The organism is Pseudomonas furukawaii, assembly GCF_002355475.1.
Classification (GTDB): domain Bacteria; phylum Pseudomonadota; class Gammaproteobacteria; order Pseudomonadales; family Pseudomonadaceae; genus Metapseudomonas; species Metapseudomonas furukawaii.
The window spans coordinates 287,182-314,043 of the sequence record NZ_AP014862.1 but is presented as its reverse complement, the minus strand read 5'-3'; the positions used below and the strand labels follow the sequence as shown (position 1 = coordinate 314,043).

Sequence of the window (26,862 nt, the reverse complement as noted above, 5' to 3'; positions counted from 1 at the left end):
TCGTGACTTCCATGCAAGGAAACGCAACGTGCGCCTGGCTCTTTTCGACCTCGACAACACCCTGCTGGGCGGGGACAGCGACCATGCCTGGGGCGATTTCCTGTGCCGGCGCGGCATCCTCGACCGGGTTGCCTACAAGGCGCGCAACGATGCCTTCTACCAGGACTACCTGGCCGGGCGCCTGGACATCCGCGCGTACCTGGACTTCAGCCTGGAGATCCTCGGCCGCACCGAGATGGCCCGACTGGACCAGTGGCACCGTGAATTCATGGCCGAGTGTATCGAGCCCATCGTCCTGCCCCGGGCCGAGGCGCTGCTGGCCGAGCACCGCGCCGCTGGTGACCGGCTGGTGATCATCACGGCCACCAACCGCTTCGTCACCGCCCCCATCGCACGGCGCCTGGGTGTGGAACACCTGCTTGCCACCGAGTGCGAGATGGCTGGCGGCCGCTACACCGGCCGCACCACCGACGTGCCCTGCTTCCGCGAAGGCAAGGTGACGCGCCTGGCACGCTGGCTGGGCGAAACCGGCCTGACCCTGGAGGGCAGCGCCTTCTACAGCGATTCGATGAACGACCTGCCCCTGCTGGAGCGAGTGACCCACCCGGTGGCGGTGGATCCGGACCCGGCACTGCGGGCCGAAGCGGACCGCCGCGGCTGGCGGGTGATTTCCCTGCGCCACGCCGGGCCGCCCGCTACAGGGGCTTGACCACCATCAGCGCGTAGACGGCGATCAGCAGCAGCAACGCCAGCGAAGCCAGCCGGAAGCGCCAGGCCGCGAGCGACGCCAGTTCCGGCGCCAGCCCGTCTCGCAGGGCCCGACGCGCCCGGTTGCGGATGCGAATCTGCAACCACAGCAGCGGCACCCAGCACAACGCCGCGACCAGATAGAGGCCGGCACTCCAGAGCAACCAGGATTGCCCGATGGGCCAGCCACCCACCCTGGCCAGGGCCAGGCCCGAGAGGGGGAGCAACACGGCGGAGCTGCCGATGAACCAGAGCTCCAGGTGCACCAGGGAGGAGAAGGTCGAGGCGATCTGCCCGGCGCTCCCTGAACGGGCCGCGCGGTGGGCGAAGAGCAGGCCCGCCAGGGCCGCGCCCAGCAGGACGGCAGCCAGCAGGCCATGGGCGGTCTTGAGCAGGTAGTAGAGCGTCATGCCTGAAGAATCATTCCGTCACAGGGGCTTGGTCACCATCAGCGCCACCACCGCGCCGAACAGCAACAGCCCGAAAAGTCCGTAGGCCGCGCCGAACCTGAGGCTGCGCTGCACCGGGGGCGACATCGGCCCCGACGCGTCCAGGGCCTGCTCCCGCAATCTCGCCAGGCGACCGAAGAGCAGCAACCAGGCAATGCAGCCGAAGAGGTAGAGAATGGCCCCTCCCAGCAGCCAGGTCTGTCCCAGGGGCAGGCCCGCGAGGTCGACCATCCACCAGCCGCTCACCGGCAATGACACCGCCACCAGGATCAGCAGCGGCACGCCGAACAGCAGGATATGCCGCAGCTGAGCGCCAATCCGTGCGGCGTCGCCCGAGCGAAATGCGCGCCAGCCGTACCAGGCCAGCCCCGCCAGCCCGCCGAAGAACAGCAGGGTGGCCAGGCCGTGGAGAATGCGAAACAGCAGGTAGTTTTCCATGGACTCCGTCCTTGTCAGCGAATGCGGCTGCCGGAAAGCCTAGCAGCCGCGGCCTGGCCGGACCTCAGCCGAGGAACAGCCGATAGGCCGGGTTGTCGCTCTCGTCCCAGTAGGGGTAGCCGATGGCGTCGAGCGCCGCGCGTACCTGGTCGCGCTCCTCCTCCGGCACCTGCAGGGCGGCCAGCACGCGGCCGTCGGCGGCACCGTGGTTGCGGTAGTGGAACATGGTGATGTTCCAGCGGCCGCCCAGCTTGCTGAGGAAGTTGAACAGCGCGCCGGGGCGCTCGGGGAACTCGAAGCGGAAGACCAGCTCGCCGCTGACCCGCGCCGCGTGCCCTCCCACCATATGGCGGATATGCAGCTTGGCCAGCTCGTTGTCGGTCAGGTCCAGCACCGGGAAGCCCTGCTGCCTCAGGTTCTCCACCAGGGCCGCGCGGGGATCGGTCTCCGGGTGGGTCTGCACACCGACGAAGATATGGGCCTCGGAATCGGTGTTGTAGCGGTAGTTGAACTCGGTGATCTGGCGCTTGCCGATGGCCTCGCAGAAGGCCTTGAAGCTGCCGGGACGCTCGGGGATGGTCACGGCGATGATGGCCTCGCGCTTCTCCCCCAGCTCGGCCCGCTCGGCCACGTGGCGCAGGCGGTCGAAATTGATATTGGCGCCCGAGTCGATCGCCACCAGGGTCTGGCCACGCGCGCCCTCGCGCTCCACGTACCTCTTGATCCCGGCCACGGCCAGGGCGCCGGCGGGCTCGGTAATGGAGCGGGTGTCGTCGTAGATGTCCTTGATGGCCGCGCAGATCTCGTCGGTGCTGACGGTGATCACTTCGTCCACATGGTCCTTGCAGATGTCGAAGGGGTACTGGCCGATCTGGGCCACGGCCACGCCGTCGGCGAACAACCCCACCTGGCCGAGCACCACGCGCTCGCCGGCGGCCATGGCGGCCTGCAGGCAGTTGGAGTCGTCCGGCTCGACGCCAATCACCTTCACCTCGGGACGCAGGTACTTGACGAAGGCGGCGATGCCGGCGATCAGGCCACCGCCGCCCACCGGGACGAAGATGGCGTCCAGCCGGCCCGGGTGCTGCCGGAGGATTTCCATGGCCACGGTGCCCTGGCCGGCGATCACGTCCGGATCGTCGTAGGGGTGGATGTAGACGTAGCCCTTCTCTTCCACCAGCTTGAGGGAATGGGCCAGGGCATCGGGAAAGGCATCGCCATGGAGGACCACCTTGCCGCCCCGGGCGCGCACGCCCTGGACCTTGAGCTCGGGGGTGGTGCGCGGCATGACGATGGTGGCCTTGATGCCCATTTCGCGGGCAGCCAGGGCCACGCCCTGGGCGTGGTTGCCGGCCGAGGCGGTGACCACGCCGCGCGCCAGCTCCTCGGGGGTCAGCTGGGCGATGCGGTTGTAGGCGCCACGGATCTTGAAGGAGAACACCGGCTGCAGGTCCTCTCGCTTGAGCAGCACCTGGTTGCCCAGGCGCTCGGTGAGCTGGCGGGCGGGCTGCAGAGGGGTTTCCACGGCGACGTCGTAGACGCGCGAGGTCAGGGTCTTCTTCACGTATTCTTCGAGCATCGCGGCTTCACTGGCGGGGGTCACGGAAGCGGCGAGTCTACCCCAGGGGTTCGTCGGGCGACCACAGAGAATGCGGGGTTTTGCCGCGCCGACCGGCTATAATCCGCGCCTTCGACACTCCCCCATTCGGACCCCCAAGCATGACCCAGGACCAGCTCAAGCAGGCCGTCGCCCAGGCCGCCATCGACGTCATCCTCCCCAGGCTCGACAAGACGAGCATCATCGGCGTCGGCACCGGTTCCACGGCGAACTTCTTCATCGACCTGCTGGCCCAGCACAAGATGGCCTTCGACGGCGCCGTCGCCAGCTCCGAGGCCACCGCCCAGCGGCTGAAGAGCCACGGCATTCCGGTCTATGACCTGAACAGCGTCAGCGACCTCGAGTTCTACGTCGACGGTGCCGACGAGAGCAACGAGCGCCTCGAGCTGATCAAGGGCGGCGGTGCGGCCCTGACCCGCGAGAAGATCGTCGCCGCCGTGGCCAGGACCTTCATCTGCATCGCCGACGAGAGCAAGCTGGTTCCGCTGCTGGGTACTTTCCCGCTGCCGGTGGAGGTCATTCCCATGGCGCGCAGCCACGTGGCCCGGCAACTGGTGAAGCTGGGCGGCGACCCGGTCTACCGCGAGGGCGTGCTGACCGACAACGGCAACATCATCCTGGATGTGTACAACCTCCAGATCGACAGCCCGGTCAAGCTGGAGGAGCAGATCAACGCCATCGTCGGCGTGGTCACCAACGGTCTGTTCGCCGCCCGCCCGGCCGACCTGCTGCTGCTGGGCACCAGGGACGGCGTCAAGCGACTCGGCGCCTGACGGCCCTTCACCCGGCCGGATAGCGTCTAGAGTTGAAGGCGACAGCTTCGGTTGTCGCCTTCCACCCATCCTCGAGGAGACGCCCCATGGCCGGGAAATTCCATCTCACCAAGGCCAGTAACGGCCAGTACCACTTCAACCTGAATGCCGGAAACGGCGAAACCATCCTTTCCAGCGAGCTGTACAAAGCCCGGGATTCCGCCTTGAACGGCATCGAATCGGTGCGCAGCAACGCCCCTCGCGAAGGCGCCTTCGAGCAACGCACCGCCAGCAACGGCAAGTTCTATTTCGTGCTCAAGGCCACCAATGGCCAGGTCATCGGCCAGAGCCAGATGTATGCCAGCGCCGCCAGTGCCAGTGCAGGCGTCGAGTCCGTGAAGAAGAACGCCCCCGACGCCACCCTGGTGGACGACGCCTGATCAGTCCGCAACCTGCCTGCTGAAGACGTAGAAGAGGTTCGGCTCGCTCACCAGGTAGAGATTGCCGTCATTGTCCATCGCCACCCCCTCCGCCTGGGGCACGCCGCGTTTCAGCCCGTGCATGCCCCGCAGCAGCGACAGGGTGCTGATGGGAAGGCCGTCGGCGTTCAGTTCCAGCACCAGCCGCGACTCGTCGGACAGCGCCAGCAGGTGACCGCTGCGGTCGTCGTACTGCAGGCTCGACAGGTCGCGGACGAACAGGCGGGCGTCACGCTTGGGGTCATCCACCACGTGGACGGCGAACGGCTTGTCCGGATTGGTGTGGGGAAAGCCATGGATCTCGTAGATGCGCACCGGGTCGCGCTCCTTGGCGACGAACAGGCGCCGCCCGGTGGTGTCGTAGGCCAGCCCCTCGAAGCCCTTGTTCCCGGACAGGCCGATGCCCAGGGACAGTTGCTGCGACGCGGCGGCGTCCACCCGGGTCGTGCCCTCGTCCACCCGCACCTTGAGCAATCGCTGCTCACGCTCGTCGGTGATCACGTAGACGCCCTTGCTGATGTATTCGATGGCCTCCGGATCGCCAAAGCCCACCAGTTCGATGCGACGGATCAGGTGGCCATCCAGAGACAGCTCGATGATCTCGGGCTTCTGGTTGGTGACGGTGAACAGGCTGTGGCGGTCCGGGTCGTAGGTGAGGGCGGAGACATCGTCCGACAGCCCCTCGATGGGCTTGGCTTCGATCACCACCCGGTAGTCCGGCAGCCAGATGGAGCGTTCCCTCCACTCCGAGGCGTGACGCCATTCCTGCAGCACGAAGAGCCCCCGTTCGAAGAGCCTGAACTGCTGGGCGGCGACTCCCAGCAACAGCAGCACCAGGAGTAGCAGAGCGGCCACCAGCCGCCACGGGGTGAGGAGAGAGCGCATCGGACGGGACTCGGTATTCGGGAGGCGTCGAAGGATACAGAGTGCGTGGCACTCCTGCCTGAATTGAAGCTTAAAGCTGGAAACGGGGCGACGCGTCCACTGCAGAAAGGTGCCCCGGGCAACTCGCCCCAGTAGGTAACGGGCTACACCGGCCATGCAAGTTGGCCATTTCGATCCCTTTTTGACCCTTTTCAGGGTTCTGCCTCCAACTCCCCACTGACAGAATCGAGACGCATGCGGCTAGCAGGCGCCTCGAGGCAGGTGCCGATCCAAGAACAACAATCGGCTAGAGAGAGATGAACATGTCCCGCGCACGTCCCCTTCGCAACGCCCTTCCCTCCCGATGGACACCCGGACTTCCTCCGTACTGACGGCTCGCGCACGACCGGATGCGCAACGGACCCGGTGATGCATGCGCACGGATGGCTCGCCACGCGACCAGGCGCCCGAAAGCGGCGCGCAGAGAACGGAGAGAAGCAGAATGACCCAATCTTCCAGCCTGGGCGGCAACACCCGCCTGCCCGATGAGTTCACCCACAGCGCCCAGGGCACCAGCCTGCGACGGATCCTGGGCCTTCCCGCCCTGGTGTTCTTCGGCCTGGTCTACATGGTGCCGCTGACCATCTTCACGACCTACGGCGTGGTCACCGAGATGACCGGCGGACGCACCGCCCTGGCCTACGTCGTCACCCTGGCCGCGATGATCTTCACCGCGCTGTCCTACAGCTACATGGTCCGCCGCTACCCCATCGCCGGCTCCGCTTACTCCTACAGCAGCCTGAGCTTCGGCCCTGGCGCAGGGTTCCTGACCGGCTGGTGCCTGCTGCTGGATTACCTGTTCCTGCCGATGATCAACTACCTGGTGATCGGGATCTTCCTCAACATCGCCTTTCCCGAAGTACCGGCCTGGGTTTTCGTGGTCGGCTTCATCGGACTGGTAACGGCACTCAACATCCTCGGCATCAGCTCGGTGTCGGGCATGAGCAACCTGATCGTCACCGCCCAGTTGGTCTTCGTCCTGGTCTTCCTGGCCATGGCCGGCAAAAGCCTGATGGACGGCCCCATCGACTTCATGGCGCCACTGATGGGCGACGGCAGCCAGCCCGGACTGGCACCGATCATGGCCGGTGCCGCAGTACTCTGCCTGTCGTTCCTCGGTTTCGACGCGGTCTCCACCCTGGCCGAGGAGGCCCGTGACCCACGCCGAGACATCCCCCGCGCCATCGTCATCACCACCCTGTCCGCCGGCGTGCTGTTCTTCGTCCTGGCGGCCATTGCCCAGCTGGTGTTCCCCGGCAGCACCTTCAAGGATGCCGACGCTGCCGCCAACGAGGTGATGCTGGCGGCAGGCGGCCAGTTCCTGGCGGCCTTCTTCACCGCCGCCTATGTGGCCGGCGCCGCAGGCTCGGCCCTGGCATCCCAGGCATCGGTGTCGCGCATCCTCTACAGCATGGGGCGCGACGGCATCCTGCCACGCCGGCTGTTCGGCACCTTGTCCGCACGTTTCATGACGCCCACCGTCGCCATCCTGGTGGTCTCCCTGGTGTCGCTGCTGGCCGTGGTCATCGACCTGGCGACCCTGGCCTCGATGATCAGCTTCGGCGCCCTGGTGGCCTTCTCCGCCGTGAACCTGGCGGTGATCCGCACCTACCTCTTCGACGGCCGGCCCCGCCAGCCGGGTGACCTGCTCCGCTACGGCCTGGTGCCCCTGGTGGGCTTCGGCCTGATCGCCTGGCTCTGGACCAGCCTCTCGGGCCTGACCCTGATGCTGGGCCTCGCCTGGTTCGCCTTGGGCCTGGCCTACCTGGCCCTGCAGACCCGGGGATTCCGCCGGCCGGCGCCCCGGGTGCAATTCTCCGATCACCCATGAGCCCAGAGGGCCGGCCTGCAGGCTCGCTTCACGCGCAGGGAGCATTGGACTGGAGGAAGAGCGAGGCTTGAGAAAGATGCGGGAGCGAATTCATTCGCAAATGAATTCGCTCCCGCCGTGTGTCGCACCGTTCTCGCTGCAAGGGATCAGTTCACCCGCTCGACGAACTCCACATCCACCTCGCGGCCCATCAGATCGCGGTCCACTTCGCCGGTCAGCCGGACGGTGGCCTTGTCATCGATGGACATGGGCGGCCAGTCCTCGTCGTCGATTTCCACCTTCATGGTGCCGGTGGCGTCCTTGAACTCGTAGATATCGCCCTTGATCCGGCGAACGATCTGACCCTGCAGCACAACGGGGGCGTCGTCCGACGCCTCCAGGGCAGCGGCGACGGTGGTGATCTGGCTGGTCGCGCCAGGGCCGGTGTAGCTGCTGGCGAACACGGCGGTGGAGAACAGGGGGGCGGCCAGCAGTGCAAGGTATTTGGCTTTCATATCGGTGATCCCGTGTGTGTTTGGAAGACGGGATCAGGCTATGACCGCTGGCTGAAACCAGGCTTAAAAGCGACTTAAGCGAAACTTAACGGCCCAGCGGATCGCCCTAGCCTCGGTCGGCGCCGGCCAGCAGGTTCTTGCGGAAGACATAGAAGAGGTTCGGCTCGCTGACGACGTAGATATCGCCGCGCTCGTCCATGGCCACCCCTTCGGCGCGGGGAATACGGGCCTCCAGGCCATTCATGCCACCCAGCAGGCTGATGAAGCTCACCGGCTCGCCCTGTTCATCCAGCTCCAGCAGCAGGTTGGACTGGGCGGACAGCACCAGCAGATGGCCGGTGCGCGGGTCGACGCTGAGGGCCGAGAGGTTGCGCATGCCCAGACCGTAGCTGGGCAGGGGCCGCAAACCATCATCCAGGGCGTCGTTGCCATCGCTGCCCAGGCTGAACAGGGCGACGGGGCCCCGCTCCTTGCCCAGGATCAACCGCCCCTTGGCCGGGTCCCAGGCAATGCCCTCGAAGCCCTTGTTACCCGAATCCGGGAACCCCAGGTCGAACTCCGGGGTGCTGCCCGCCGTCAATTCGCGGGTCTGCGGATCCAGTTCGAAAATCGACAGGGTTCGGCGGCGCTCATCGGTCACGGCCACGTGACCGCCTTCCAGCACCGCGACGCCTTCAGGGTTGGAGAAGCCTTTCAAGGGAATCTTGCGCAGGACGTCGCCGGTCCGGCTGATCTCCACCAGGGTCGGCGCCTTGCCGGTGACGGTGAACAGGGTGCCCGTGACCGGGTTGTAGGCCAGGTCGGAGGTTTCGTCCTCCTCCAACCCCGCAAGCGGCTTGCCCTGCAGCACCACCTGGTATCCGGGGAGCCAGATGCTGTCGGCGCGTTGCGCCTGGGTGAGCCGATGCTCCGACAGCCAGACCAGGGCGCGATCGTCCCAGTGCATGTAGCGGGTCAGGGCGGCACCGATGGCGAAGCTGGCGGCCAGTCCGAGCAGGACGCGGTGGCGAAAGGGGGACGGGAGGCGGGACGACATCGGCGGCTACTACTCGGCTTCAAGGTCGCCAAGAGATAGCCCGATGTCCGTGAAAGTTCCGTGAAGCCCCCCTCCTCCCGTCGGCCGGATCAGAGGACCCGGCTTTCGAAGGCGCTGTGGCCCACCAGTTCCAGCACCAGTTCATCGCCCTGATGCAACGGACCGACGCCTACCGGGGTACCGGTGAGAATCACATCACCCGGCTGCAGGCTGAAGTGTCCGGCCATGTGCTGGATCAGCGGCAGTATCGGGTTGAGCATGTCGCGGCTGTTGCCATCCTGGCGGACCTCGCCGTTGATGGTCAGGCGAATGCCGATATCGTCCAGGCGCTCGGGTGCGTCGCCCGGCACGAAGGGCGCGAGCACGCAGGCGCCGTCGAAGGACTTGGCGATCTCCCAGGGCAGGCCCTTGTCCTTGAGCCGGGCCTGCACGTCCCGCAAGGTCAGGTCGAGGGCCGGGGCGAAGCCGGAAATGGCATCGCGGACCTCTTCCTCATCCGGGTGACGCGACAGCGGTTTGCCGATCAGCACGGCGATCTCCGCTTCGTAGTGCACCGAGCCGCGATCCTGGGGGATCGAGAAACCACCGGCCAGGGGCACGACGCAGGAGCCGGGCTTGATGAACAGCAGCGGCTCGGTGGGGACGGGATTGTTCAGCTCCCTGGCGTGCTCGGCGTAGTTGCGACCGACGCACACGACCTTGCCCAGGGAAAAGTGGATCGGGGTGCCATCGACATACTGGTGCTGGTAGCTCATTGACCGATTCCTTGAGAGTGGCGGACCTGAAAGCGTCAGAAGCGGGCGCAGCGGCTTTCAGTTGAAGATCTTGCCGGGGTTCATGATCCCATTCGGATCGAACACCGCCTTGATCGCCTTCATGACCGCGATCTCCGCCTCGGAACGGCTGTAGCCGAGGTAGTCGCGCTTGGTCATGCCCACGCCGTGCTCGGCGGAGATGGAGCCGTTGTACTTCTCCACGGTCTCGAACACCCACTTGTTCACGGTGGCGCACTTGGCGAAGAACTCGTCCTTGGACAGGTTCTCCGGCTTGAGGATGTTCAGGTGCAGGTTGCCGTCGCCGATATGGCCGAACCAGACCACTTCGAAATCCGGGTAGTTGGCCTCGACGATGGCGTCGATGTCATGGAGGAAGGCCGGCACCTTGGAAACGGTGACGGAGATGTCGTTCTTGTAGGGCGTCCAGTGGGAGATGGTCTCGGAAATGTACTCCCGCAGCTTCCACAGGTTCTGCAGCTGCTGCTCGCTCTGGCTCATTACGCCGTCCAGCACCCAGCCCTGCTCCACGCAGTGCTCGAAGGTGGCCAGGGCATCATTGGCGATCTCTTCCGAGGCGGCCTCGAACTCAAGCAGGGCGTAGAAGGGGCATTCGGTCTCGAAGGGCGCCGGTACGTCGCCCCGGGCCAGGACCTTGGCCATCGCCTTGTCGGAGAAGAACTCGAATGCGGTCAGGTCCAGCTTGCTCTGGAAGGCATGCAGCACCGGCATGATGGAGTCCAGGTCCGGCGAACCCAGCACCATCGCCGTGAGGTTCTTCGGCGCGCGATCCAGGCGCATGGTGGCTTCGACCACGAAGCCCAGGGTGCCTTCGGCGCCGATGAACAGCTGGCGCAGGTCGTAGCCGGTGGCGTTCTTGATCAGGTCGCGGTTCAGCTCCAGCAGTTCGCCGGTTCCGGTCACCACCTTGAGGCCGGCCACCCAGTTGCGGGTCATGCCGTAGCGAATCACCTTGATCCCGCCGGCATTGGTGCCGATGTTGCCGCCAAGCTGACTGGAACCCGCGGAAGCGAAGTCCACCGGGTAATAAAGGCCTTTCTCTTCGGCGAAATTCTGCAGTTGCTCGGTGACCACGCCCGGCTGGCAGACCACGGTGCGGTCGTACTCGTTGAAGCCGAGGATCTGGTTCATGTAATCGAAGGCCACCACCACTTCGCCATTGGCGGCCACGGCGGCGGCGGACAGGCCGGTACGGCCGCCGGAGGGCACCAGGGCGACCTTGTGCTGGTTGGCCCAGCGAACGATGGACTGCACCTGCTCGACGGTCTTGGGGAAGACGATGGCACTGGGGGCCGGCGCGAAATGCTTGGTCCAGTCCTTGCCATAGGCGTCCAGGGAGGCGGCGTCGGTCAGCACCTTGCCGGGCTCAACCAGGGTCTTCAGCTCTTCGATCAAAGCGACGTTGGTCATCAGCGGAACTCTCAAATCATTCATGGTCGCCCTGAGAACGATTCAGGTCGCAACCGAGCAAGGGAAAAGGAGATCATGCTAGCATACGCACCCCGCGAATCGCGCCCTACAGCCGATTTTCCGGGTAGCAGCCCGCTCCCCCCACGGCCCGCTTCTGTCATTACATACCGGGATACATAGGTACGCAGATGAGCAAGACCTCCCTCGAAAAGAGCAAGATCAAGTTCCTTCTCCTCGAAGGTGTCCACCAGAACGCCGTGGACACCCTGAAGGCCGCCGGCTACACCAACATCGAGTACCTCAAGGGCGCGCTCTCCGGCGAGGAACTGAAAGAGAAGATCGCCGACGTCCACTTCATCGGCATCCGCTCCCGCACCCAGCTCACCGAGGAAGTCTTCGACTGCGCCAAGAAGCTGATCGCCGTCGGCTGCTTCTGCATCGGCACCAACCAGGTGAACCTGAGCGCGGCCCGCGAACGCGGCATCGCCGTGTTCAACGCCCCCTACTCCAACACCCGCTCCGTTGCCGAACTGGTGCTGGCCGAAGCCATCCTGCTGCTGCGCGGCATCCCGGAGAAGAACGCCTCCTGCCATCGCGGTGGCTGGATCAAGTCCGCGGCCAACTCCTTCGAGATCCGCGGCAAGAAGCTGGGCATCATCGGCTACGGCTCCATCGGCACCCAGCTCTCGGTGCTGGCCGAGGCCCTGGGCATGCAGGTCTACTTCTACGACACCGTGACCAAGCTGCCGCTGGGCAACGCCACCCAGGTGGGCAACCTGTACGAGCTGCTGGGCCTGGCCGACATCGTGTCCCTGCACGTCCCCGAGCTGCCGTCCACCCAGTGGATGATCGGCGAGAAGGAAATCCGCGCCATGAAGCCGGGCGGCATCCTGATCAACGCCGCCCGTGGCACCGTGGTCAAGCTGGACGCCCTGGCCGAAGCCATCAAGGACGAGCACCTGATCGGCGCCGCCATCGACGTGTTCCCGGTGGAACCCAAGTCCAACGACGAGGAATTCGAGAGCCCGCTGCGCGGCCTGGATCGCGTGATCCTGACCCCGCACATCGGCGGCTCCACCGCCGAGGCCCAGGCCAACATCGGCCTGGAAGTGGCCGAGAAGCTGGTGAAGTACAGCGACAACGGCACCTCGGTGTCCTCCGTGAACTTCCCCGAAGTGGCCCTGCCGTCGCACCCGGGCAAGCACCGCCTGCTGCACATCCACCAGAACGTCCCGGGCGTGATGAGCGAGATCAACAAGGTGTTCGCCGACAACGGCATCAACATCTCCGGCCAGTACCTGCAGACCGACGAGAAAGTGGGTTACGTGGTGATCGACGTGGACGCCGAGTACTCCGACCTCGCCCTGGAAAAACTCCAGCACGTGAACGGCACCATCCGCAGCCGCGTCCTCTTCTGACAGAGGCCGCTGCGCGTCGGCGATACGGCGCTGGACAATGAAAAAGGGAGGCCTCGGCCTCCCTTTTTCATGGGCGCGTTCTCACGCTCATTTCACCGTGGCGATTCTCTCGGGCATCGCCCGTGGAGCCAGCGGCAGATGATTCCCGCCCCCACCAGCGGCTGCAGGCTGTGCCTGCCCGGAGACGGCCCCAGGTCGATCATCAGGTTCGGTCGCGCTCCAGTTCCGCCAGCCGCGCCGCAGCAGCGGCGAACTCCTCCTCGCTGAAGACCTCGACCCCGGCCCGGCGCAGGGCCGCGGCGGTGACGCCCTCGCCCGCCACCCGGGTGCCGCTGAAGCTGCCGTCGTAGTTCTCGCGGTTGCCGCAGGAAGGGCTGCGAGCCTTGAGCAGGGCGATGCGGATGCCGTGGGTGGCCACCAGGTCGAGGGCGATCCGGGCCCCGGCCAGGAACTCAGCGGTGACGTCCTCGCCGTCCACCGTCATCACCGGCAACTCGCCGTCCAGCACCCCCGCACCGCGGCCACCGGGAATCTCCGCGGGTGCCCGTGGCGTCGGGAGTCCACCGGCCACTTCCGGGCAGAGGGGGACGACGCGCCCCTCCGCCTGCCAGCGCTCCAGCAGGTCGAAGGGACCATGGGCACCACCGTCATAGCGCACCCGCTGCCCCAACAGGCAGCGGCTGACCAGGATCTTCTGCATCACGCCTCCTCACCGGGCTCCCCCGGGTAACAACTCGCCCCTGGATCGCTCACGCCCCGGACCGAAACCAGCGCGGGCGACGCCTGGCGTCACTCAGAGCACACCGCCACGACGCCGGAACCAGCCGGCCAGGGAAAGCCGATCACGGGTTGCCGGCAGCACCTCATGGGGCACCTCGCCGGACAGGAACACCACCAGCGTGCCCTCTTCGGGAAGCACATCACGCTCGCCCTCATCCAGATACAGGCGCAGGGCGCCTCCCTGCTCGGCCCGCCAATCCTCGTTGAGATAGGCCACCACCGAGACCGCGCGACGATCGTCGTCGCGGAAGCGATCCAGGTGCCTCTGGTAGCAGGCACCCGGCGGATAGAAGGCGAAGTGGCACTCGAAATCCTCGAGCCCCAGGAAAAGCTCCTGGTTGAGGCGCTGGCGCAGGTCGTCCATCCAGGCCAGGTAGGTGTCGCTGGCGGCCGACTGGCCGGGCTCCAGCCAATGGATGCAGTCGCCACGCACGCCTTCGAGCACCTGCTGCCCCTCACCGCGTCCCACCGAGGCGGGCGCCAGTTCGCCGGCGCGATGGCGCGCACGGCACTCCGTGGCCAGGGCCGCGGTGAGCTCACGGGGGAGCGCCAGAGGCTGACAGGACCAGCTCTGGGTAACCAGTTCATTGATGATTGGGGCGAGCATGGGGACTTCGCGGGAGGGGGTCGTAGAGGCCGAAATTCTACCAGTAGGCAAAACTTTTCCTACTGACCAAAACGAAAAATCCGACAGCTCGACAATAAAGCCCCAGTCCGAAGAGAATAGCGCCACGCAGCACCCCGCCCCGCCTGGCCGCCACCGCCTTCCCCCGCCGAACCGATGCTGTGCGAGTGGGTCCGATACGAACAGCGGACCGTTCACCAAGGAGACTTCATGCGCCTGCTCTTCGCCATCACCCTCCTGCTCGTCGGCCTGCCAGCCCTGGCGGACGACCATGCCACCCTTTACCAGGCCGCCGGCTGGCCGGAGCAGCGCGCCCACTTCAACGACGCCCTGTCGGCGGCGCAGCAACGCTACCAGCAGACCCTGCCACCGGCGGTCTACCAGGCCCTGGTGGAGAACAGCAATCGCCGCTTCCAGCCCCAGGCTATCGACCAGCGCGCCCAGGATGCCCTGCGCAACCAGCTAGCCGACCCGCGTCCGGCCCTGGCCTTCTTCCAGTCGCCCCTGGGCCGCAAGATCATCGCCGCCGAGACCCTCGCCACCCGGCGCGACCAGCTGGCCAAGCATGCCAACGGCCTGCCGCGCATCGAGGCCGATGCCACCCGCCGCCTGCTGATCCGCCATCTGGCCCAGGCCCTTCCCGCCCGCGAAGCCGGCGCCGAAGTGAGCCTGGCCCTGGCCGGCGTGGCCGCCGACAGCCTCAGCCAGATGCTTCCGGGCTTGCTGGGTGGCGCCCAGGCCCAGGGCATGATCGACGGCCAGCGCCAGCGCCTGATGGACCAGATCGGCAACGACCTCGACAACACCCTGCTGTATGTCTACCGCGACCTGTCCGACCCCGAGCTGGAGGAATACGTGACCTTCGCCCAGTCCGCCGAAGGCAAGGCCTACTACCAGGCAGCCCTCGCCGCCGTGCGCGCCGGCCTCGCCGTGGGCCGCGACGCCGCCAGCCTCGCCCAGTAAGGCGCAGACGGGCAGCGCGGGGCGGCGCTCCGCTTCAGCCCAGGCGCTCCCCCAGGAAATCGAAATAGCGCTGCCGATAGGCCGGTACCTCGTTCACCAGATGGTGCCCGGCGCCCTCCAGCATCAGCACCTCCGGCCGGTCGAACTTCGCCTCCAGCACCTGGAGGTTATGCCGCCAATCCACCGTCATGTCCGCGTCCCCCTGGATCACCAGCGGGCGCCGGCGGCTGGGCGCCGCCCGTTCGATGCGCGGAATCCAGCGGGACAGGGCGCCGACCCAGGCGGTGGGCAGGGTCTGAGGCTGGAGTGGATCGCGGCGGTGGACGAAATCGATGAACTCGGCATCGCCGGAGTTGACGCTGAAGCGCCGGGGAATGCCCTCGACGAAGGGGCGCAGCAACCGGTAGCTGAACTTCGACCAGCCCCAGGCGCGGGGCCGCACCAGGGGCGCGAACAGCAGGGTTTCCCCCAGCTCCGGTCGCGCTTCCCCCGTCAGCAGGTAGTCCAGCAGGATGGCGCCGCCCGTGCTCTGCCCGGCCAGGTGCCAGGGTTGCGGCAGGCCCAGCGACTCGGCTTCCGCCAGCAGCGCCCCGAGGGCGGCCTGGTACTCGGCGAAATCCCCGATGCTGGCCCGAGTGCCGCTGGACAACCCATGCCCCGGCAGGTCGCAGGCGATCACCGCAAGGCCGAGGCCCAGGGCCCACTCCACCAGGTGGCCATAGAGCCCCATGTGGTCGTAGTAACCGTGCAGCACCACCAGGGTGGCCCGGGGCGTGGGTGGCAGCCAGAGCTGGGTGACCAGGCTGTAGCCCGCCGCCTCCATGCAGCCCAGGCGAGCCTCCACCCCGGGATGGCGGTCGGAGAAATCCAGCCGATAGAAGGCCCGGTAACCCTGGGCCTGACGCAGGTCGGCGGCGCCGACCGCGAGGGGGCGCAGCAGCGGGCGCAGTAGATCGGGCTGGATGGAGTCGGACATCGGGCTTCCCTGGTACGGCTGATGGGACCACAGGACCGCTCGGGGCCCTGCATGGCAGCCGATATTCTTCTGGCCGGCGCGGCATGGCAAGCTAGGCGCCTCGACAGAAGGCCCCACCCATGCCCATCGCTCACTCCCGACCACTCAAGATCGGCCTGATCGCCCTCGCCTGCGTGATCGCGCTGGTTCTCGCCTACCGCTGGTACGAGTCCCGCTTCATCCGTCCCTTCAATCCGCAGCCCACGGTGTTCACCGGCGAGCACCTGCAATTGCCGAGGGAACTGGCGGGCAAGGGACCGATCCGGCTGGTGCATTTCTGGGACCCGGCCTGCCCCTGCAACGCCGGAAACCAGCAGCACCTGGCCGAGCTGATCCAGCGCTTCGCACCCCAGGGCGTGGCCTTTTACGCCCTGCAGAAGCCGGGCAGCAGAGGGCAATTGCCACCAGGACTGGAAGCCCTCGAGCCACTCACCGAAGTCCCCGGCTCCGAGCAGTTGCCGGCCGTACCGGCCGTGGGCATCTGGGACCGCGACGGCAACCTGGCCTACTTCGGCCCCTACAGCGAAGGCGCCGTCTGCACCTCGGACAACAGCTTCATCGAGCCGGTGCTGGACGCGCTGATCGACAATCGCCCGGTGAGCGTCGGCGGCACCCTGGCGGCCGGCTGCTTCTGCGGTTGGCGGAGCCCGCTCTAGGCAGGCCCCAGGCGGGCCCGCCAGTGATCAGGTGTGGCCCCGTACCAGCGCCGGAAAGCGCGGTAGAACGGGGACAGCTCGGAAAAGCCGCAGCCCCGCGCCACTTCCCTGAGCGTCCGTCCCTCCCGCAACAGCTCCATGGCGCGGCCGCGCTGGACCGACTCCCGCAGCCGGCGCAGGTTGGCGCCCTGCTCCGCGAGGGCGCGCTGCAGCGCCCCGGCGGACATCCCCAACTCGGCGGCGCAGGCCTCCAGGGTGCAGGACGCCCGGCCCAGTCGAACTTCCAGCAGATAGCGCAGGCGATTCAACAGGTCGTTGCCGGCCAGGGCGGCCAGTTGCGTCTCCGCATGCCCCCAGAGCAGCCGGTGCAGGTCCGGGTTGGCCGTGCGCGACGGGCGTTTCAGCAGCGCGGCGGGAAACACCAGCACATCGTGCTCGCAGCCGAACGCCGGCATCAGGCCGAAGAGTCGCTGATGCTCGCTCACCCGGGCCGGGCGCGGATGGCGGAACTCCACGCCGAGGAGGCGGAACTCCCCATCGGTGATCGAACCCAGCAGCTTGGTGAAGAGCAGCGCCAGGCACTCCATCTGCTGACGAAGCGAGGAATAGCCCAGGTAGTTGAGGTCGATCACCAGCCGAGCATGGTCGCCCTCCACCCGCATCTGGGCGACGAAACCGCCGGAGAGGATGTGCTGGAAGCGCAGGAAACTCACCAGGGCCTCCTCCAGGTCCCGGCTGGCCAGCAGGAGATAACCCACGACGTCCAGCAACCGTGGTTTCATCGCTTCCCCCAGGTGCAGGCCGATGTCCGGATCGCCGCACAGGGCGTCCGCGGCCAGCCAGAACTGCGGGGCGTCATCGTGGTGCAGGCGCCCGTCCGCGGGCGGTGGCCTGAGCCTGCGGTGCTGGTTGATGCCGAGGTAGACCTGGCCGGGGTCCAGTCCCAGGTCCGACAGGGCTTCATAGAGCAGGCGCCGCAAGGTCGCGGAATGGGTCAGGGGCAAGGCGTCGAGGCGATCCGGGGAAGAAGCGGGCATCGAGGAACTCCAGGGATTGACCAAAGACTTTCAGCTTGCGGGTCCAGGGTCAATGCCCACCCCGGCGGCCTTGGCGAGAATGCCGCGACCACTACAACAAGGAGAAACGTGCATGAAACGCACCCTGACGGCCCTTGCCGTGATGATCGCCGCGGCCGCCGCCGGCGCCACCTGGTACAGCGAGAGCGGAAGGCCCGTACGCGATGGCGAGCTGGCCCTGGCCCACCTCCAGGCGCCGGTGACCGTGCGTTACGACGAGCGCGGCGTACCCCATATCCAGGCTGGCAACGAGGCCGACCTTTACCGTGCCCTGGGCTTCGTGCATGCCCAGGACCGCCTGTTCCAGATGGAAATGCTGCGCCGCCTGGCCCGCGGCGAACTGGCCGAAGTGCTGGGCGCCCGCCTGGTGGACACCGATCGCCTGTTCCGCACCCTGGGCATTCGTGCCCACGCCGATGAATACGCCCGCCGCATGGACAGGAACAGCCCCGCCTACCAGGCACTGGTGGCTTACCTGGACGGCATCAACCAGTACCAGGACAGCCGCCCGGCCCCCGTCGAGTTCGACCTGCTGGGCATCGACAAGCGCCCCTTCACCGTCGAGGACACCCTCTCCGTCGCCGGCTACATGGCCTACAGCTTCGCCGCCGCCTTCCGTACCGAGCCGGTGATGACCTACGTGCGCGACGAACTGGGCACCGACTACCTGAAGGCCTTCGATCTCGACTGGCACCCCGAGGGCGTGGTCGGCCAACCCCTGGCCAGCGCCGACTGGCAGGACCTCAACCACCTGGCACGGCTCAGCCAGCAGGCCCTGGTGGAAGCCGGCCTGCCGCAGTACGAAGGCAGCAACGCCTGGGCCGTTTCCGGCAGCCGCACCGCCAGCGGCAAGCCGCTGCTGGCCGGCGACCCGCATATCCGCTTCGCGGTGCCGGCGGTCTGGTACGAAGCCCAGCTGTCCTACCCGGGCTTCGAGCTCTACGGCCACCACCAGGCCCTGAACCCGGTCGCCTCCCTCGGCCACAACCGCCAGTTCGCCTGGAGCCTGACCATGTTCCAGAACGACGACCTGGACCTGATCGCCGAGAAGACCAACCCGGACAATCCGCAACAGGTCTGGTACCAGGGCCGCTGGGTCGACCTGGAAAGCCGCGAGGAAAGCATCCAGGTCAAGGATGGCGAATCGGTCAGCCTGACCCTGCGCCGCTCCCCCCACGGCCCCATCATCAACGACGCCCTGGGCGCCGCCGCCGGCAAGACGCCCATCGCCATGTGGTGGGCCTTCCTGGAGACCGAGAACCCCATCCTCGACGCCTTCTACGAACTCAACCGCGCCGACAGCCTCGACAAGGCCCGCACCGCCGCCTCGAAGATCCACGCACCGGGGCTGAACCTGGTCTGGGCCAACGCCGACGGCGACATCGGCTGGTGGGCGGCGGCCAAGCTGCCCCAGCGCCCGGACGGCGTGAACCCGGTGTTCATCCTCGACGGCAGCAGCGGGGAATCGGACAAGCCGGGCTACCTGCCCTTCAGCGCCAACCCCCAGGAAGAGAACCCGGAGCGCGGCTACATCGTCTCCGCCAACTACCAGCCGCTGTCCCCCACCGGGGTGGCCATTCCCGGCTACTACAACCTCCCCGATCGGGGCCAGCGCCTGGACCAGCGCCTGGCCGAGCCGGGCATCAAATGGGACCTGCAGAACAGCCAGGCACTGCAACTGGACACCGCCACCGGCTACGGCCCGCGCCTGCTGGCGCCGCTGCTGGCCGACCTCCGTGCGGCCGCCGCCGATGACGGCGAAAAAGCCCTGGTGGAGCAACTCGCCAACTGGCAGGGCGACCACCCCCTGGACTCCCAGGCCGCCACCCTGTTCAACCAGTTCGTCTACGAACTGGCCCGAACGGCCATGCGCGACGAACTGGGCGACAACTTCTTCGGCAGCCTGCTGCAGACCCGCGTACTCGACACCGCCCTGCCCCGCCTTGCGGCCGACGCCGATTCACCCTGGTGGGACAATCGCGGCACACCGCACAAAGAAAGCCGCGCGGATGGGGTCAAGGCCGCCTGGCAGGCCAGCCTGGCGCACCTGAAAAAGACCCTGGGTGATGACCCCGCCGCCTGGAACTGGGGCAAGGCCCACACCCTGACGCACAGCCATCCACTGGGCCAGCAGAAGCCTCTGGACCTGCTGTTCAACGTTGGCCCCTTCCCCGCTCCGGGTGGCCACGAAGTGCCCAACAACCTCTCGCATCGGGTCGGCCCGGCGCCCTGGGACGTTTTCTATGGTCCCTCCACCCGGCGCCTGGTGGACCTGGCGGACGCCGAACACGCCCTGGGCATCAACCCCCTGGGCCAGAGCGGCGTCCCCTTCGACCGCCACTACAAGGACCAGGCCGAGGCCTATATCCGTGGCGAGTACCTGCCCATGCATTTCTCGGAAGAGGATGTGAAGGCCAATAGCCAGGGGACCTTGAAGCTGGTGCCGGCCGGCTGAGACGAAGCGCTCTCTCACCCGACACCTGCGCCAGTCCCCGTGATGAGTCGGGCCTGCGATACCCATCGGCCGATGCGATGGGTATCGCTCCGCTCAACCCCTCCTACTGACTGCGCATCAACACGCGGGAAGGGTTGCTTTACTCATCCTCACAGCCTCCCTAGCGCCTGCGCCAGATCCGCCCGCAGGTCCTCCACATCCTCCACCCCCACCGAGAGGCGGATCAGCGAGTCGCCGATGCCCAGCTGCGCGCGGATCTCCGCCGGGATGCTGGCGTGGGTCATGATGGCCGGGTGCTCGATCAGGCTTTCCACCCCGCCCAGGCTTTCCGCCAGCGTGAAGAGGCGCACCGCCTCCAGGAAACGCCGCGCGCCGGCCAGGTCGGTGGCCAGGTCCAGGGAGATCATCCCGCCGAAGCCGTGCATCTGCCGTCGCGCCAACGGATGCTGCGGGTGGGACGCCAGGCCCGGGTAGTGGACCCTCGCCACTTGCGGCTGGCGCTCCAGCCAGCCGGCCAGCTCCAGGGCGTTGTCGCAATGACGCTCCATGCGCAGGGCCAGGGTCTTCACCCCGCGCAGGGTCAGGAAGGCGTCGAAGGGCCCGGCGATGCTGCCCACGGCGTTCTGCAGGAAGCCCAGGCGCTCCCTCAGGGGCTCGCACCGGTTGTCGCTGGAGACGACGGCGATGCCGCCTATCACGTCGGAGTGGCCATTGAGGTACTTGGTGGTGGAATGCACCACCAGATCGAAGCCCAGGTCCAGCGGCCGCTGCACCCAGGGGCTGGCGAAGGTGTTGTCGGCCACCAGGATGATGCCGCGCCCCCGGCAGAGGGCGACGATGGCGGCGAGGTCGGCCAGGCGCAGCAGCGGGTTGCTCGGGGTCTCCACCCAGAGCATCCGGGTGTCGTCACCGATGGCCGCGCCGATCTGGGCGATGTCGCTGAAGTCCACGAAACTGAACCGGTGCCCGGCGCTGGCCCTGCGTACCCGCTCGAAGAGGCGGAAAGTGCCGCCATAGAGGTCGTTGCTGGCGACTATATGGGAGCCGGCGTCGAGCAGCTCCAGCACGGTGCCGATGGCCGCCAGCCCCGAAGCGAAGGCGAAGGCCTGGCTGCCGCCTTCCAGGTCGGCGACGCAGCGCTCCAGGGCCCAGCGGGTGGGGTTGTGGGAGCGGCCGTAGTCCAGCCCCTTGTGCACGCCCGGACTTTCCTGGGCGTAGGTGGAGTTGGCGTAGATGGGCGGCATGATGGCCCCGGTGGACGGGTCGGGGGCCTGGCCGGCATGGATGACACGGGTGGCGAAGGCCAGTTGGCGTCTGTCGACCTGCGGGCTCATGCGAGTGTCCTCCGCAGGTGATTGAGCAGATCGAAGCGGGTGATCAGTCCGTGGAAGGCCGAATCGTCGGCGATGATCGCCACCAGGCCACGGTCGAGTTCGGCCTGCAGCTCGGCCAGGCTGGCATCCGGCGCCAGGGTTTCCAGGCGGGTGGTCATGACGCTGGCGACGGGCTCGCGGAAATGCGTGGCGTCGGCATGCACGCCGAGCAGGATGTCCGACTCATCGATCACCCCCACCAGTCGTCCACCCCGGAGCACCGGAAGTTGCGAGACATCCGCCAGGCGCATGCGCTGGAAGGCGGTGAGCAGGGTATCGTCCGCCCCCACGCTGATCACCCTGCCGTCCTCGAAGCGTCGCGCGATGATGTCCCGCAGGTCGCCATAGCGCTTGCGCGCCAGCAGGCCCTGGTCGGTCATCCACTGGTCGTTGTAGACCTTCGACAGGTAGCGGGTGCCGGTGTCGCAGACGAAGCTGACCACCCGCTTGGGACTCTTCTGCTCGCGGCAATAGCGCAGCGCCGCGGCCAGCAGGGTACCGGTGGACGAGCCTCCGGGAATGCCTTCGGCTCGCAGCAGCTCACGCGCGTGGGCAAAGCTTTCCTCGTCGCTGATGGAGTAGGCGTGACGCACGCTGGACAGGTCGGCGATGCCGGGAATGAAGTCCTCGCCTATGCCCTCCACCGCCCAGGAGCCGACGGGACCCAGGGTGCCGCTGCGCACGTATTCGGCCATCACCGATCCCACCGGGTCGGCCAGCACCATCTCCAGCTCCGGCTGGACACGACGGAAATAGCGGGTCAGGCCGGTCAGGGTACCGGCGGATCCGACGCCCACGACGATGGCGTCGACGTCCTGGCCGGTCTGCTGCCAGATCTCCGGGCCGGTGGTGCTCTCGTGGGCCAGGGGATTGGCGGGGTTGTTGAACTGGTCGGCGAAGAAGGCCCCGGGGATTTCCGCCGCCATCCGTCCGGCCAGGTCCTGGTAGTACTCGGGATGGCCCTTGCCTACATCCGACCGGGTGATATGCACCTCGGCCCCCATGGCCTTGAGGTGCAGCACTTTCTCGGTGGACATCTTGTCCGGCACCACCAGCACCACGCGGTAGCCCTTGGCCCGCCCCACAAGGGCCAGGCCCAGTCCGGTATTGCCGGCGGTGGCCTCCACTATGGTGCCACCGGGCTTCAATCGCCCGTCGCGCTCGGCGGCGCTGATCATGGCCACGCCGATACGGTCCTTGATGGAGCCGCCGGGATTCTGCGACTCCAGCTTCAGAAGCAGGGTGCAGGGGCCGGTATCGAAACGGGAGACCTGAACCAGCGGGGTATTGCCGATCAGATCGAGCACCGCAGGACGGGCACTGTTCATGGCGTCACCTCCTTGCGCGACCAGGCAGGGGGCGAAACGCCCCATGCCCTGGAACATAGGACGGGCGACGGGGGACCGCCATGGGTTCCGACGAAGGGGTGGTGGGCAAGGCCCCTCCATTTCCGGCAAACAATCAACGAGCTTTCAGACAAGACGACCAGCCTGAGCCGACAAGGCCGCCCTGCCCTCTATCCCTAGACTCCCGAGCTATCGCCCGCTCCAAAGATGGGGCCCGGATCGCCACGGAGAGCCTTCATGAACAAGCACCTGCCGCGTTACCTGGCAGCCCTGTGGCTTGCCTCGACCGCACTGAGCCTGCCGGCGATCGCTGCGGAAGAAAGCTTCAACGAGGCCGCAGTGGGCGCCTACCAGGAACCCGGACATGCGAACAACCGCGACTTCTCCGGCAACCAGCAGGTCGACAGCATCGACCCCTTCACGGGCGCACTGAAGATTCTCGTCAGGGACCTGCTGATACCGGGCAACGGCGGCCTGGATATCGAGGTCCTGCGCAACTACCAGAGTGTCACCAACGACGCGGGCCCCTACAGCAACGGCTACCGAGAGCGCACACCGTTCGGTACGGGTTGGGACCTGCATTTCGGCCGGCTATGGGTTTCCAGGACTTATGGGTACCTGAACCAGTCGGACAACAACCAAGGCTGTCAGATCAACAATCAGATAGCCTCCAACCTGAACCCCATCCTCGAACTGCCGGACGGTACCCGACAGATCCTGGCCAATGGCAACGGCCGAGATCACGCCTTCATCACCAAGGAGCGCTGGATAGGTCGCTGTCTCCCACGGTCCCTGAACAAAGGCGACGGCGGGCTGATCGTCATCTCCCCGGACGGTCGGAAATACCTGTTCGACAAGAAGGGAACCGTTTCCCCTGACCAGCAGCTCCGCAGCTACTTCGTGACCCGAATCGAGGACCCGGACGGAAACTTCCTCACCTTCGCGTACAACATCGGTACTCACAATCTGTTCGGCCGGCATCACCTGCTCAAGTCGATCCAGGCATCCGATGGGCGCTCCGTGAACTTCACCTACCGGGACGAGACCGGAATGCGCCCTGTCCTGGAAAGCATCGTCGCCAACGGAGCGACCATCCGCTTCTCATACGTCGACGCCAACTGGAGTGTAGGAGCCAGGCCGCATTACCTGGAGAGCGTGAGTTATCCGGATGGCACAGGCTGGTCCTACAGCTACAACGATGCCAGCACCCTGACCGGTGCCCAGCCAGGCCGCTTCTCCATGGCCAGCATGACCAGCCCGACCGGGTTGCGCACTCGCTATACCTACGAATACCGGCAGATGGGCCCTAACCCCGCAGAGAAACTCAATGTCATCAACAGGAGAACGTTGTCGGGCATCCAGGGCGCGGCACCCGCGGAGCAGGTCTGGGAATACCAGTATTCCAAAGGGCGTGTGCCCAACAACGACCAGACGCTGGTCAAGGGCCCCACTCAGTGCATCGGCTATGAACACGTGGGGACAGATACCCTGGCCAACGGCGCATCGGGCGTGAATCGTGGGCTTTGGAAGGTCGGGGCGCTGGTGCGCAAATTCACCGCCGCGCGCGCCGGCACCGGGTGCGGCCCGGCCCTGCGCACTGAAACCTATGCCTGGTCCAGCCAGGACATCTCCAGCCAGCATGAAGTGCGTCGCTACAACCTGCTGGTGGAGGATCGTACCCGCGCCGCCCTGCTGGCCAGCAGGGTGATTGCCCAGGACGGCGCCAGCTACACCACGCAATACAGCTACGACGCCTATGGCCAGCCTTTGACGGTGACCGAAAAGGGGCAGATGCAGCGCACCACCACCTACACCTATATCCGACCCGGCGGCTTGTGGATGCTGGGCAAGGTGGCCAGCCAGGCCGTGTCAGGCATTCCCGGCTCTATCACATATGGCTACACGAATACCGGTCGACTCGCCCAGCAGACGCGCTATGGCGTGACCACCCGTTTCGGATATACGCCAGCCGGAGACCTGGCAAGCGAGACAGACGCCAACGGCCGCGTCACCCGCCACATAGGCCATCTCCGTGGCGTTCCACTCCAGACCACCCTGCCAAATGGAGGGGTGATTCGTCGAACCGTCAACCCCACTGGCACCCTGGCGTCGATCACCGAGCCACTGGGACGCGTGACGCGCTATAGCTACGACACCATGAATCGCCTCGTCGCTGTTCAGATGCCCAAAGGCGGCGCCGGCAACATCGCCATCAGCTACTCCTTCGGCGCCGGAGGGGTAACGGAAACCCTCAAACGCGCGAACTACGTACGTGTCCGCCACTACAACGGACTTGGTCAAATGATCAGCCAGAAGGAATCCGGTGGCAGTGCGCCGATCGTGACAACCGCCACCTACAGGGCGGATGGACGGAAGGCCTCGCAGTCCCTGCCCGGCTACCACCAGGCAAGTGCCAGCATCCAGTCCTTCCAGTACGACGGCCTTGGCCGTCGCACCCAGGTTCGCCATCCCGATGGCACCTTCCACACCACCAGCTATGGCCCAGGGAATACCGAGACGCAACGAGACGAGCGCGCCAACGTCACGACATTGACCCACCTCGCCTTCGGCGAACCGTCGGAGCGGCTGCTGGCGAAGATGGCCCAGCCTGGCGGCATCACCACGGCTATCGGTCGGGACAGCCTGGGCAGAATCACCTCCCTTGAACAGGGCGGCCTGGCGCGCCGCTACACATACGATGCGCGAGGATTCCTGGCCAGCGAATCCAACCCGGAAACCCAGACCACGGTGTATGGCTACGACGCGGTGGGTAACCGCACCAGCCGCAAGGTGGGCGCGGCGGCAGCCGACACCTTCAGCTACGACAGCATGGATCGGCTGATAAAGGTCACCCACCCCGGCAACCAGATTTTCACCTTCAGCTACGACCTGGCTGGGCGACTGCTTTCACAGACGTCCTACCAGGGCAACACCTGGAACTACACCTATGACGCCCACGATCTGCTGGCAAGCGAAACCCTAGTTCTGAAAAATCCATCCCGTACTCTAGGCTTCCGCTACGCGCACAACGTCCTCGATCACCTACAGACGATCACCTATCCCAGCGGCCTGAAGGTCGACTACGCCCCCGATGCCTACGGGCGGGCCACTCGTGCGGGTGCCTTCGCGAGCGCCATCAGCTACCACCCCAGCGGTCAACTCAGCGCCCTGACCTATGGCAATGGCCGAAAGCTGAGCCAGACCTTAGACAGCCGGCGCCTTCGAGTCACGGAACGGCATGTGGGCGGCCCGGACCTGCCACTGCGCCTGCGCTATGCCTACGATGCCGGTAGCAATCTCACCCAGATCACTGACCTGCAGAACAGCGCCTATACCCAGACGCTGGGCTACGACGCCCTCAACCGCCTGGCCAGTGCTCGCGGTATCTGGGGTACGGCGAGCTTCGCCTACAACACCCGGGGCGACCTGGCCCGTCAAACCCTCGGTGGCGGGACCATCAACTACAACTACGACGCACAGGGCCGCCTGGCGGGGCTTAGCGGGTCGCTGTCCGCCAGATTCGGCTACGACGTTAGGGGCAACGTCCTCAGGGCCAGGGGCGAGTATGGCTACGACCATGCAGGCCACATGACCTGGCTCTGCCTGTCACCCCGTGTCGATTGCACCTCAACACCCGACGAACGCTACACCTATGACGCGGCCGGCAGACGGGTCACCACTTCCATCAGCCAGGGGGCACTACGAGTCAGCGTCTACGGGAGAAATGGGCAACTGCTGCGCGACGACGACACCAGCGGCGGGGTCAGGGAGTACATCCATGTGGCCGGAGAGCTGGTCGCCCATCGCGAGCAGTGCCCGGACCTGGACAGCGACTTCGACGGAATGCCCGATTGCTATGAAAGGCGTCTAGGCCTGGATCCGCAGGACGCCAGGGATGGGCGCATGGACAGCGACGGCGATGGCCTGAGCAACGCTGATGAGTACCGTCTTGGTACCAAGTTGCGAAATGCCGACAGCGACAACGACGGGATGCCCGACGGTTGGGAGTACCAGCACAAACTCAACCCTCTCGACCTTACCGATGCGCACCTCGATGCAAACGGCGATGGCATCTCCAACCTGAAAGGTTATCAGCAGGGAATATCACCCTCCAGACCGGACTGGCCGGCCCAGGTACCACTGATGCACCGGATTCCGGCAGGCGGCTAGAGCGAAGAAGACG

The 26,862-nt window shown here is 66.4% G+C and carries 23 protein-coding genes; 9 read left to right on the top strand and 14 right to left on the bottom strand.

Going from position 1 to position 26,862, the window contains the following annotated elements; all coding sequences use genetic code 11:
* The first annotated feature begins 28 nt into the window (after positions 1 to 28).
* A complete protein-coding gene (locus KF707C_RS01485; protein ID WP_003455583.1) occupies positions 29 to 709 on the top strand; it encodes a histidinol-phosphatase in 681 nt (226 codons plus the stop codon).
* Here the strand turns inward: KF707C_RS01485 and KF707C_RS01480 are convergent.
* The 3 genes from KF707C_RS01480 to ilvA form a co-directional block, all read right to left on the bottom strand.
* Positions 696 to 1,157, bottom strand: a complete 462-nt coding sequence (locus KF707C_RS01480) for a DUF2269 family protein (RefSeq protein WP_003455584.1) — start codon at positions 1,155 to 1,157, stop codon at positions 696 to 698. The two genes, KF707C_RS01485 and KF707C_RS01480, sit on opposite strands and share 14 nt — an antisense overlap.
* A gap of 18 nt (positions 1,158 to 1,175) precedes the next feature.
* Positions 1,176 to 1,634: a DUF2269 domain-containing protein gene (locus tag KF707C_RS01475; protein WP_003455585.1), complete on the bottom strand. Its 459-nt coding sequence runs from the start codon at positions 1,632 to 1,634 to the stop codon at positions 1,176 to 1,178.
* A 64-nt stretch (positions 1,635 to 1,698) separates the two neighbouring features.
* On the bottom strand, positions 1,699 to 3,213 hold the full coding sequence (ilvA, locus tag KF707C_RS01470; protein ID WP_003455586.1) for a threonine ammonia-lyase, biosynthetic: 1,515 nt from the start codon (positions 3,211 to 3,213) through the stop codon (positions 1,699 to 1,701).
* Positions 3,214 to 3,353: 140 nt separating this feature from the next.
* Here ilvA and rpiA point away from each other — a divergent pair, with 140 nt between their 5' ends.
* Together rpiA and KF707C_RS01460 are read left to right on the top strand one after the other, a co-directional pair.
* Positions 3,354 to 4,025, top strand: a complete 672-nt coding sequence (rpiA, locus tag KF707C_RS01465) for a ribose-5-phosphate isomerase RpiA (RefSeq protein ID WP_003455587.1) — start codon at positions 3,354 to 3,356, stop codon at positions 4,023 to 4,025.
* A gap of 86 nt (positions 4,026 to 4,111) precedes the next feature.
* On the top strand, positions 4,112 to 4,444 hold the full coding sequence (locus KF707C_RS01460; protein ID WP_003455588.1) for a YegP family protein: 333 nt from the start codon (positions 4,112 to 4,114) through the stop codon (positions 4,442 to 4,444).
* Here KF707C_RS01460 and KF707C_RS01455 read toward each other — a convergent pair whose 3' ends face one another.
* Positions 4,445 to 5,368 carry an SdiA-regulated domain-containing protein gene (locus KF707C_RS01455; RefSeq protein WP_036993794.1) on the bottom strand — a complete coding sequence of 308 codons (924 nt, stop codon included), beginning with the start codon at positions 5,366 to 5,368 and terminating at the stop codon, positions 4,445 to 4,447.
* Positions 5,369 to 5,849: 481 nt separating this feature from the next.
* Between KF707C_RS01455 and KF707C_RS01450 the strand changes: the two genes are divergently transcribed.
* The gene (locus tag KF707C_RS01450; RefSeq protein WP_003455591.1) at positions 5,850 to 7,238 is read left to right on the top strand and encodes an APC family permease; all 1,389 of its coding nucleotides are present in this window, start codon (positions 5,850 to 5,852) and stop codon (positions 7,236 to 7,238) included.
* Between the two features lie 146 nt (positions 7,239 to 7,384).
* On the opposite strand, the gene KF707C_RS01445 is transcribed toward KF707C_RS01450, so the two are convergent.
* The 4 genes from KF707C_RS01445 to KF707C_RS01430 all read right to left on the bottom strand — a co-directional run bounded on the left by KF707C_RS01445 (position 7,385) and on the right by KF707C_RS01430 (position 10,972).
* Positions 7,385 to 7,732, bottom strand: a complete 348-nt coding sequence (locus KF707C_RS01445) for a NirD/YgiW/YdeI family stress tolerance protein (RefSeq protein WP_003455592.1) — start codon at positions 7,730 to 7,732, stop codon at positions 7,385 to 7,387.
* 106 nt (positions 7,733 to 7,838) lie between these two features.
* Positions 7,839 to 8,768, bottom strand: a complete 930-nt coding sequence (locus KF707C_RS01440) for an SdiA-regulated domain-containing protein (protein WP_003455593.1) — start codon at positions 8,766 to 8,768, stop codon at positions 7,839 to 7,841.
* Positions 8,769 to 8,857: 89 nt separating this feature from the next.
* Complete coding sequence (locus tag KF707C_RS01435; RefSeq protein ID WP_003455595.1) at positions 8,858 to 9,523, bottom strand: fumarylacetoacetate hydrolase family protein; 666 nt, start codon at positions 9,521 to 9,523, stop codon at positions 8,858 to 8,860.
* Positions 9,524 to 9,580: 57 nt separating this feature from the next.
* Entirely contained in the window at positions 9,581 to 10,972 is a 1,392-nt protein-coding gene (locus tag KF707C_RS01430) for an FAD-binding oxidoreductase (protein ID WP_036993797.1), read from the bottom strand.
* A gap of 188 nt (positions 10,973 to 11,160) precedes the next feature.
* Between KF707C_RS01430 and serA the strand changes: the two genes are divergently transcribed.
* Positions 11,161 to 12,390, top strand: a complete 1,230-nt coding sequence (serA, locus tag KF707C_RS01425) for a phosphoglycerate dehydrogenase (RefSeq protein WP_003455602.1) — start codon at positions 11,161 to 11,163, stop codon at positions 12,388 to 12,390.
* A gap of 202 nt (positions 12,391 to 12,592) precedes the next feature.
* On the opposite strand, the gene KF707C_RS01420 is transcribed toward serA, so the two are convergent.
* On the bottom strand, positions 12,593 to 13,090 hold the full coding sequence (locus KF707C_RS01420; RefSeq protein WP_003455604.1) for a DUF523 domain-containing protein: 498 nt from the start codon (positions 13,088 to 13,090) through the stop codon (positions 12,593 to 12,595).
* Between the two features lie 93 nt (positions 13,091 to 13,183).
* On the bottom strand, positions 13,184 to 13,777 hold the full coding sequence (locus tag KF707C_RS01415) for a 2OG-Fe(II) oxygenase (protein WP_003455607.1): 594 nt from the start codon (positions 13,775 to 13,777) through the stop codon (positions 13,184 to 13,186).
* 228 nt (positions 13,778 to 14,005) lie between these two features.
* On the opposite strand from KF707C_RS01415, the gene KF707C_RS01410 reads away from it, so the two are divergent.
* Entirely contained in the window at positions 14,006 to 14,758 is a 753-nt protein-coding gene (locus KF707C_RS01410; RefSeq protein ID WP_003455609.1) for a DUF2059 domain-containing protein, read from the top strand.
* Between the two features lie 34 nt (positions 14,759 to 14,792).
* Here the strand turns inward: KF707C_RS01410 and KF707C_RS01405 are convergent, their stop codons facing one another.
* Positions 14,793 to 15,734: an alpha/beta hydrolase gene (locus KF707C_RS01405; RefSeq protein WP_003455611.1), complete on the bottom strand. Its 942-nt coding sequence runs from the start codon at positions 15,732 to 15,734 to the stop codon at positions 14,793 to 14,795.
* Between the two features lie 119 nt (positions 15,735 to 15,853).
* Here KF707C_RS01405 and KF707C_RS01400 point away from each other — a divergent pair, with 119 nt between their 5' ends.
* Positions 15,854 to 16,429, top strand: a complete 576-nt coding sequence (locus KF707C_RS01400; RefSeq protein WP_003455613.1) for a DUF6436 domain-containing protein — start codon at positions 15,854 to 15,856, stop codon at positions 16,427 to 16,429.
* Here the strand turns inward: KF707C_RS01400 and KF707C_RS01395 are convergent.
* Complete coding sequence (locus KF707C_RS01395; protein WP_003455615.1) at positions 16,426 to 17,466, bottom strand: AraC family transcriptional regulator; 1,041 nt, start codon at positions 17,464 to 17,466, stop codon at positions 16,426 to 16,428. The genes KF707C_RS01400 and KF707C_RS01395 overlap by 4 nt on opposite strands.
* A 112-nt stretch (positions 17,467 to 17,578) precedes the next feature.
* Here KF707C_RS01395 and KF707C_RS01390 point away from each other — a divergent pair, with 112 nt between their 5' ends.
* On the top strand, positions 17,579 to 19,960 hold the full coding sequence (locus KF707C_RS01390; protein ID WP_003455616.1) for a penicillin acylase family protein: 2,382 nt from the start codon (positions 17,579 to 17,581) through the stop codon (positions 19,958 to 19,960).
* A 149-nt stretch (positions 19,961 to 20,109) separates the two neighbouring features.
* Here KF707C_RS01390 and KF707C_RS01385 read toward each other — a convergent pair whose 3' ends face one another.
* Together KF707C_RS01385 and KF707C_RS01380 are read right to left on the bottom strand one after the other, a co-directional pair.
* The gene (locus KF707C_RS01385) at positions 20,110 to 21,294 is read right to left on the bottom strand and encodes a trans-sulfuration enzyme family protein (protein WP_003455618.1); all 1,185 of its coding nucleotides are present in this window, start codon (positions 21,292 to 21,294) and stop codon (positions 20,110 to 20,112) included.
* Complete coding sequence (locus KF707C_RS01380) at positions 21,291 to 22,661, bottom strand: pyridoxal-phosphate dependent enzyme (RefSeq protein ID WP_003455620.1); 1,371 nt, start codon at positions 22,659 to 22,661, stop codon at positions 21,291 to 21,293. Before KF707C_RS01380 ends, KF707C_RS01385 begins: the two co-directional genes overlap by 4 nt.
* Before the next feature lie 255 nt (positions 22,662 to 22,916).
* Here KF707C_RS01380 and KF707C_RS01375 point away from each other — a divergent pair, with 255 nt between their 5' ends.
* Complete coding sequence (locus KF707C_RS01375; protein WP_003455624.1) at positions 22,917 to 26,849, top strand: RHS repeat protein; 3,933 nt, start codon at positions 22,917 to 22,919, stop codon at positions 26,847 to 26,849.
* Positions 26,850 to 26,862: the final 13 nt, after the last annotated feature.

What these genes read in the sequence shown, in the direction of transcription:
- KF707C_RS01480 (WP_003455584.1), bottom strand. Translation starts at nt 1,157, where the DNA reads ATGACGCTCTACTACCTGCTCAAGACCGCCCATGGCCTGCTGGCTGCC.
- KF707C_RS01475 (WP_003455585.1), bottom strand. Translation starts at nt 1,634, where the DNA reads ATGGAAAACTACCTGCTGTTTCGCATTCTCCACGGCCTGGCCACCCTG.
- ilvA (WP_003455586.1), bottom strand. Translation starts at nt 3,213, where the DNA reads ATGCTCGAAGAATACGTGAAGAAGACCCTGACCTCGCGCGTCTACGAC.
- rpiA (WP_003455587.1), top strand. Translation starts at nt 3,354, where the DNA reads ATGACCCAGGACCAGCTCAAGCAGGCCGTCGCCCAGGCCGCCATCGAC.
- KF707C_RS01460 (WP_003455588.1), top strand. Translation starts at nt 4,112, where the DNA reads ATGGCCGGGAAATTCCATCTCACCAAGGCCAGTAACGGCCAGTACCAC.
- KF707C_RS01455 (WP_036993794.1), bottom strand. Translation starts at nt 5,368, where the DNA reads ATGCGCTCTCTCCTCACCCCGTGGCGGCTGGTGGCCGCTCTGCTACTC.
- KF707C_RS01450 (WP_003455591.1), top strand. Translation starts at nt 5,850, where the DNA reads ATGACCCAATCTTCCAGCCTGGGCGGCAACACCCGCCTGCCCGATGAG.
- KF707C_RS01445 (WP_003455592.1), bottom strand. Translation starts at nt 7,732, where the DNA reads ATGAAAGCCAAATACCTTGCACTGCTGGCCGCCCCCCTGTTCTCCACC.
- KF707C_RS01440 (WP_003455593.1), bottom strand. Translation starts at nt 8,768, where the DNA reads ATGTCGTCCCGCCTCCCGTCCCCCTTTCGCCACCGCGTCCTGCTCGGA.
- KF707C_RS01435 (WP_003455595.1), bottom strand. Translation starts at nt 9,523, where the DNA reads ATGAGCTACCAGCACCAGTATGTCGATGGCACCCCGATCCACTTTTCC.
- KF707C_RS01430 (WP_036993797.1), bottom strand. Translation starts at nt 10,972, where the DNA reads ATGACCAACGTCGCTTTGATCGAAGAGCTGAAGACCCTGGTTGAGCCC.
- serA (WP_003455602.1), top strand. Translation starts at nt 11,161, where the DNA reads ATGAGCAAGACCTCCCTCGAAAAGAGCAAGATCAAGTTCCTTCTCCTC.
- KF707C_RS01420 (WP_003455604.1), bottom strand. Translation starts at nt 13,090, where the DNA reads ATGCAGAAGATCCTGGTCAGCCGCTGCCTGTTGGGGCAGCGGGTGCGC.
- KF707C_RS01415 (WP_003455607.1), bottom strand. Translation starts at nt 13,777, where the DNA reads ATGCTCGCCCCAATCATCAATGAACTGGTTACCCAGAGCTGGTCCTGT.
- KF707C_RS01410 (WP_003455609.1), top strand. Translation starts at nt 14,006, where the DNA reads ATGCGCCTGCTCTTCGCCATCACCCTCCTGCTCGTCGGCCTGCCAGCC.
- KF707C_RS01405 (WP_003455611.1), bottom strand. Translation starts at nt 15,734, where the DNA reads ATGTCCGACTCCATCCAGCCCGATCTACTGCGCCCGCTGCTGCGCCCC.
- KF707C_RS01400 (WP_003455613.1), top strand. Translation starts at nt 15,854, where the DNA reads ATGCCCATCGCTCACTCCCGACCACTCAAGATCGGCCTGATCGCCCTC.
- KF707C_RS01395 (WP_003455615.1), bottom strand. Translation starts at nt 17,466, where the DNA reads ATGCCCGCTTCTTCCCCGGATCGCCTCGACGCCTTGCCCCTGACCCAT.
- KF707C_RS01390 (WP_003455616.1), top strand. Translation starts at nt 17,579, where the DNA reads ATGAAACGCACCCTGACGGCCCTTGCCGTGATGATCGCCGCGGCCGCC.
- KF707C_RS01385 (WP_003455618.1), bottom strand. Translation starts at nt 21,294, where the DNA reads ATGAGCCCGCAGGTCGACAGACGCCAACTGGCCTTCGCCACCCGTGTC.
- KF707C_RS01380 (WP_003455620.1), bottom strand. Translation starts at nt 22,661, where the DNA reads ATGAACAGTGCCCGTCCTGCGGTGCTCGATCTGATCGGCAATACCCCG.
- KF707C_RS01375 (WP_003455624.1), top strand. Translation starts at nt 22,917, where the DNA reads ATGAACAAGCACCTGCCGCGTTACCTGGCAGCCCTGTGGCTTGCCTCG.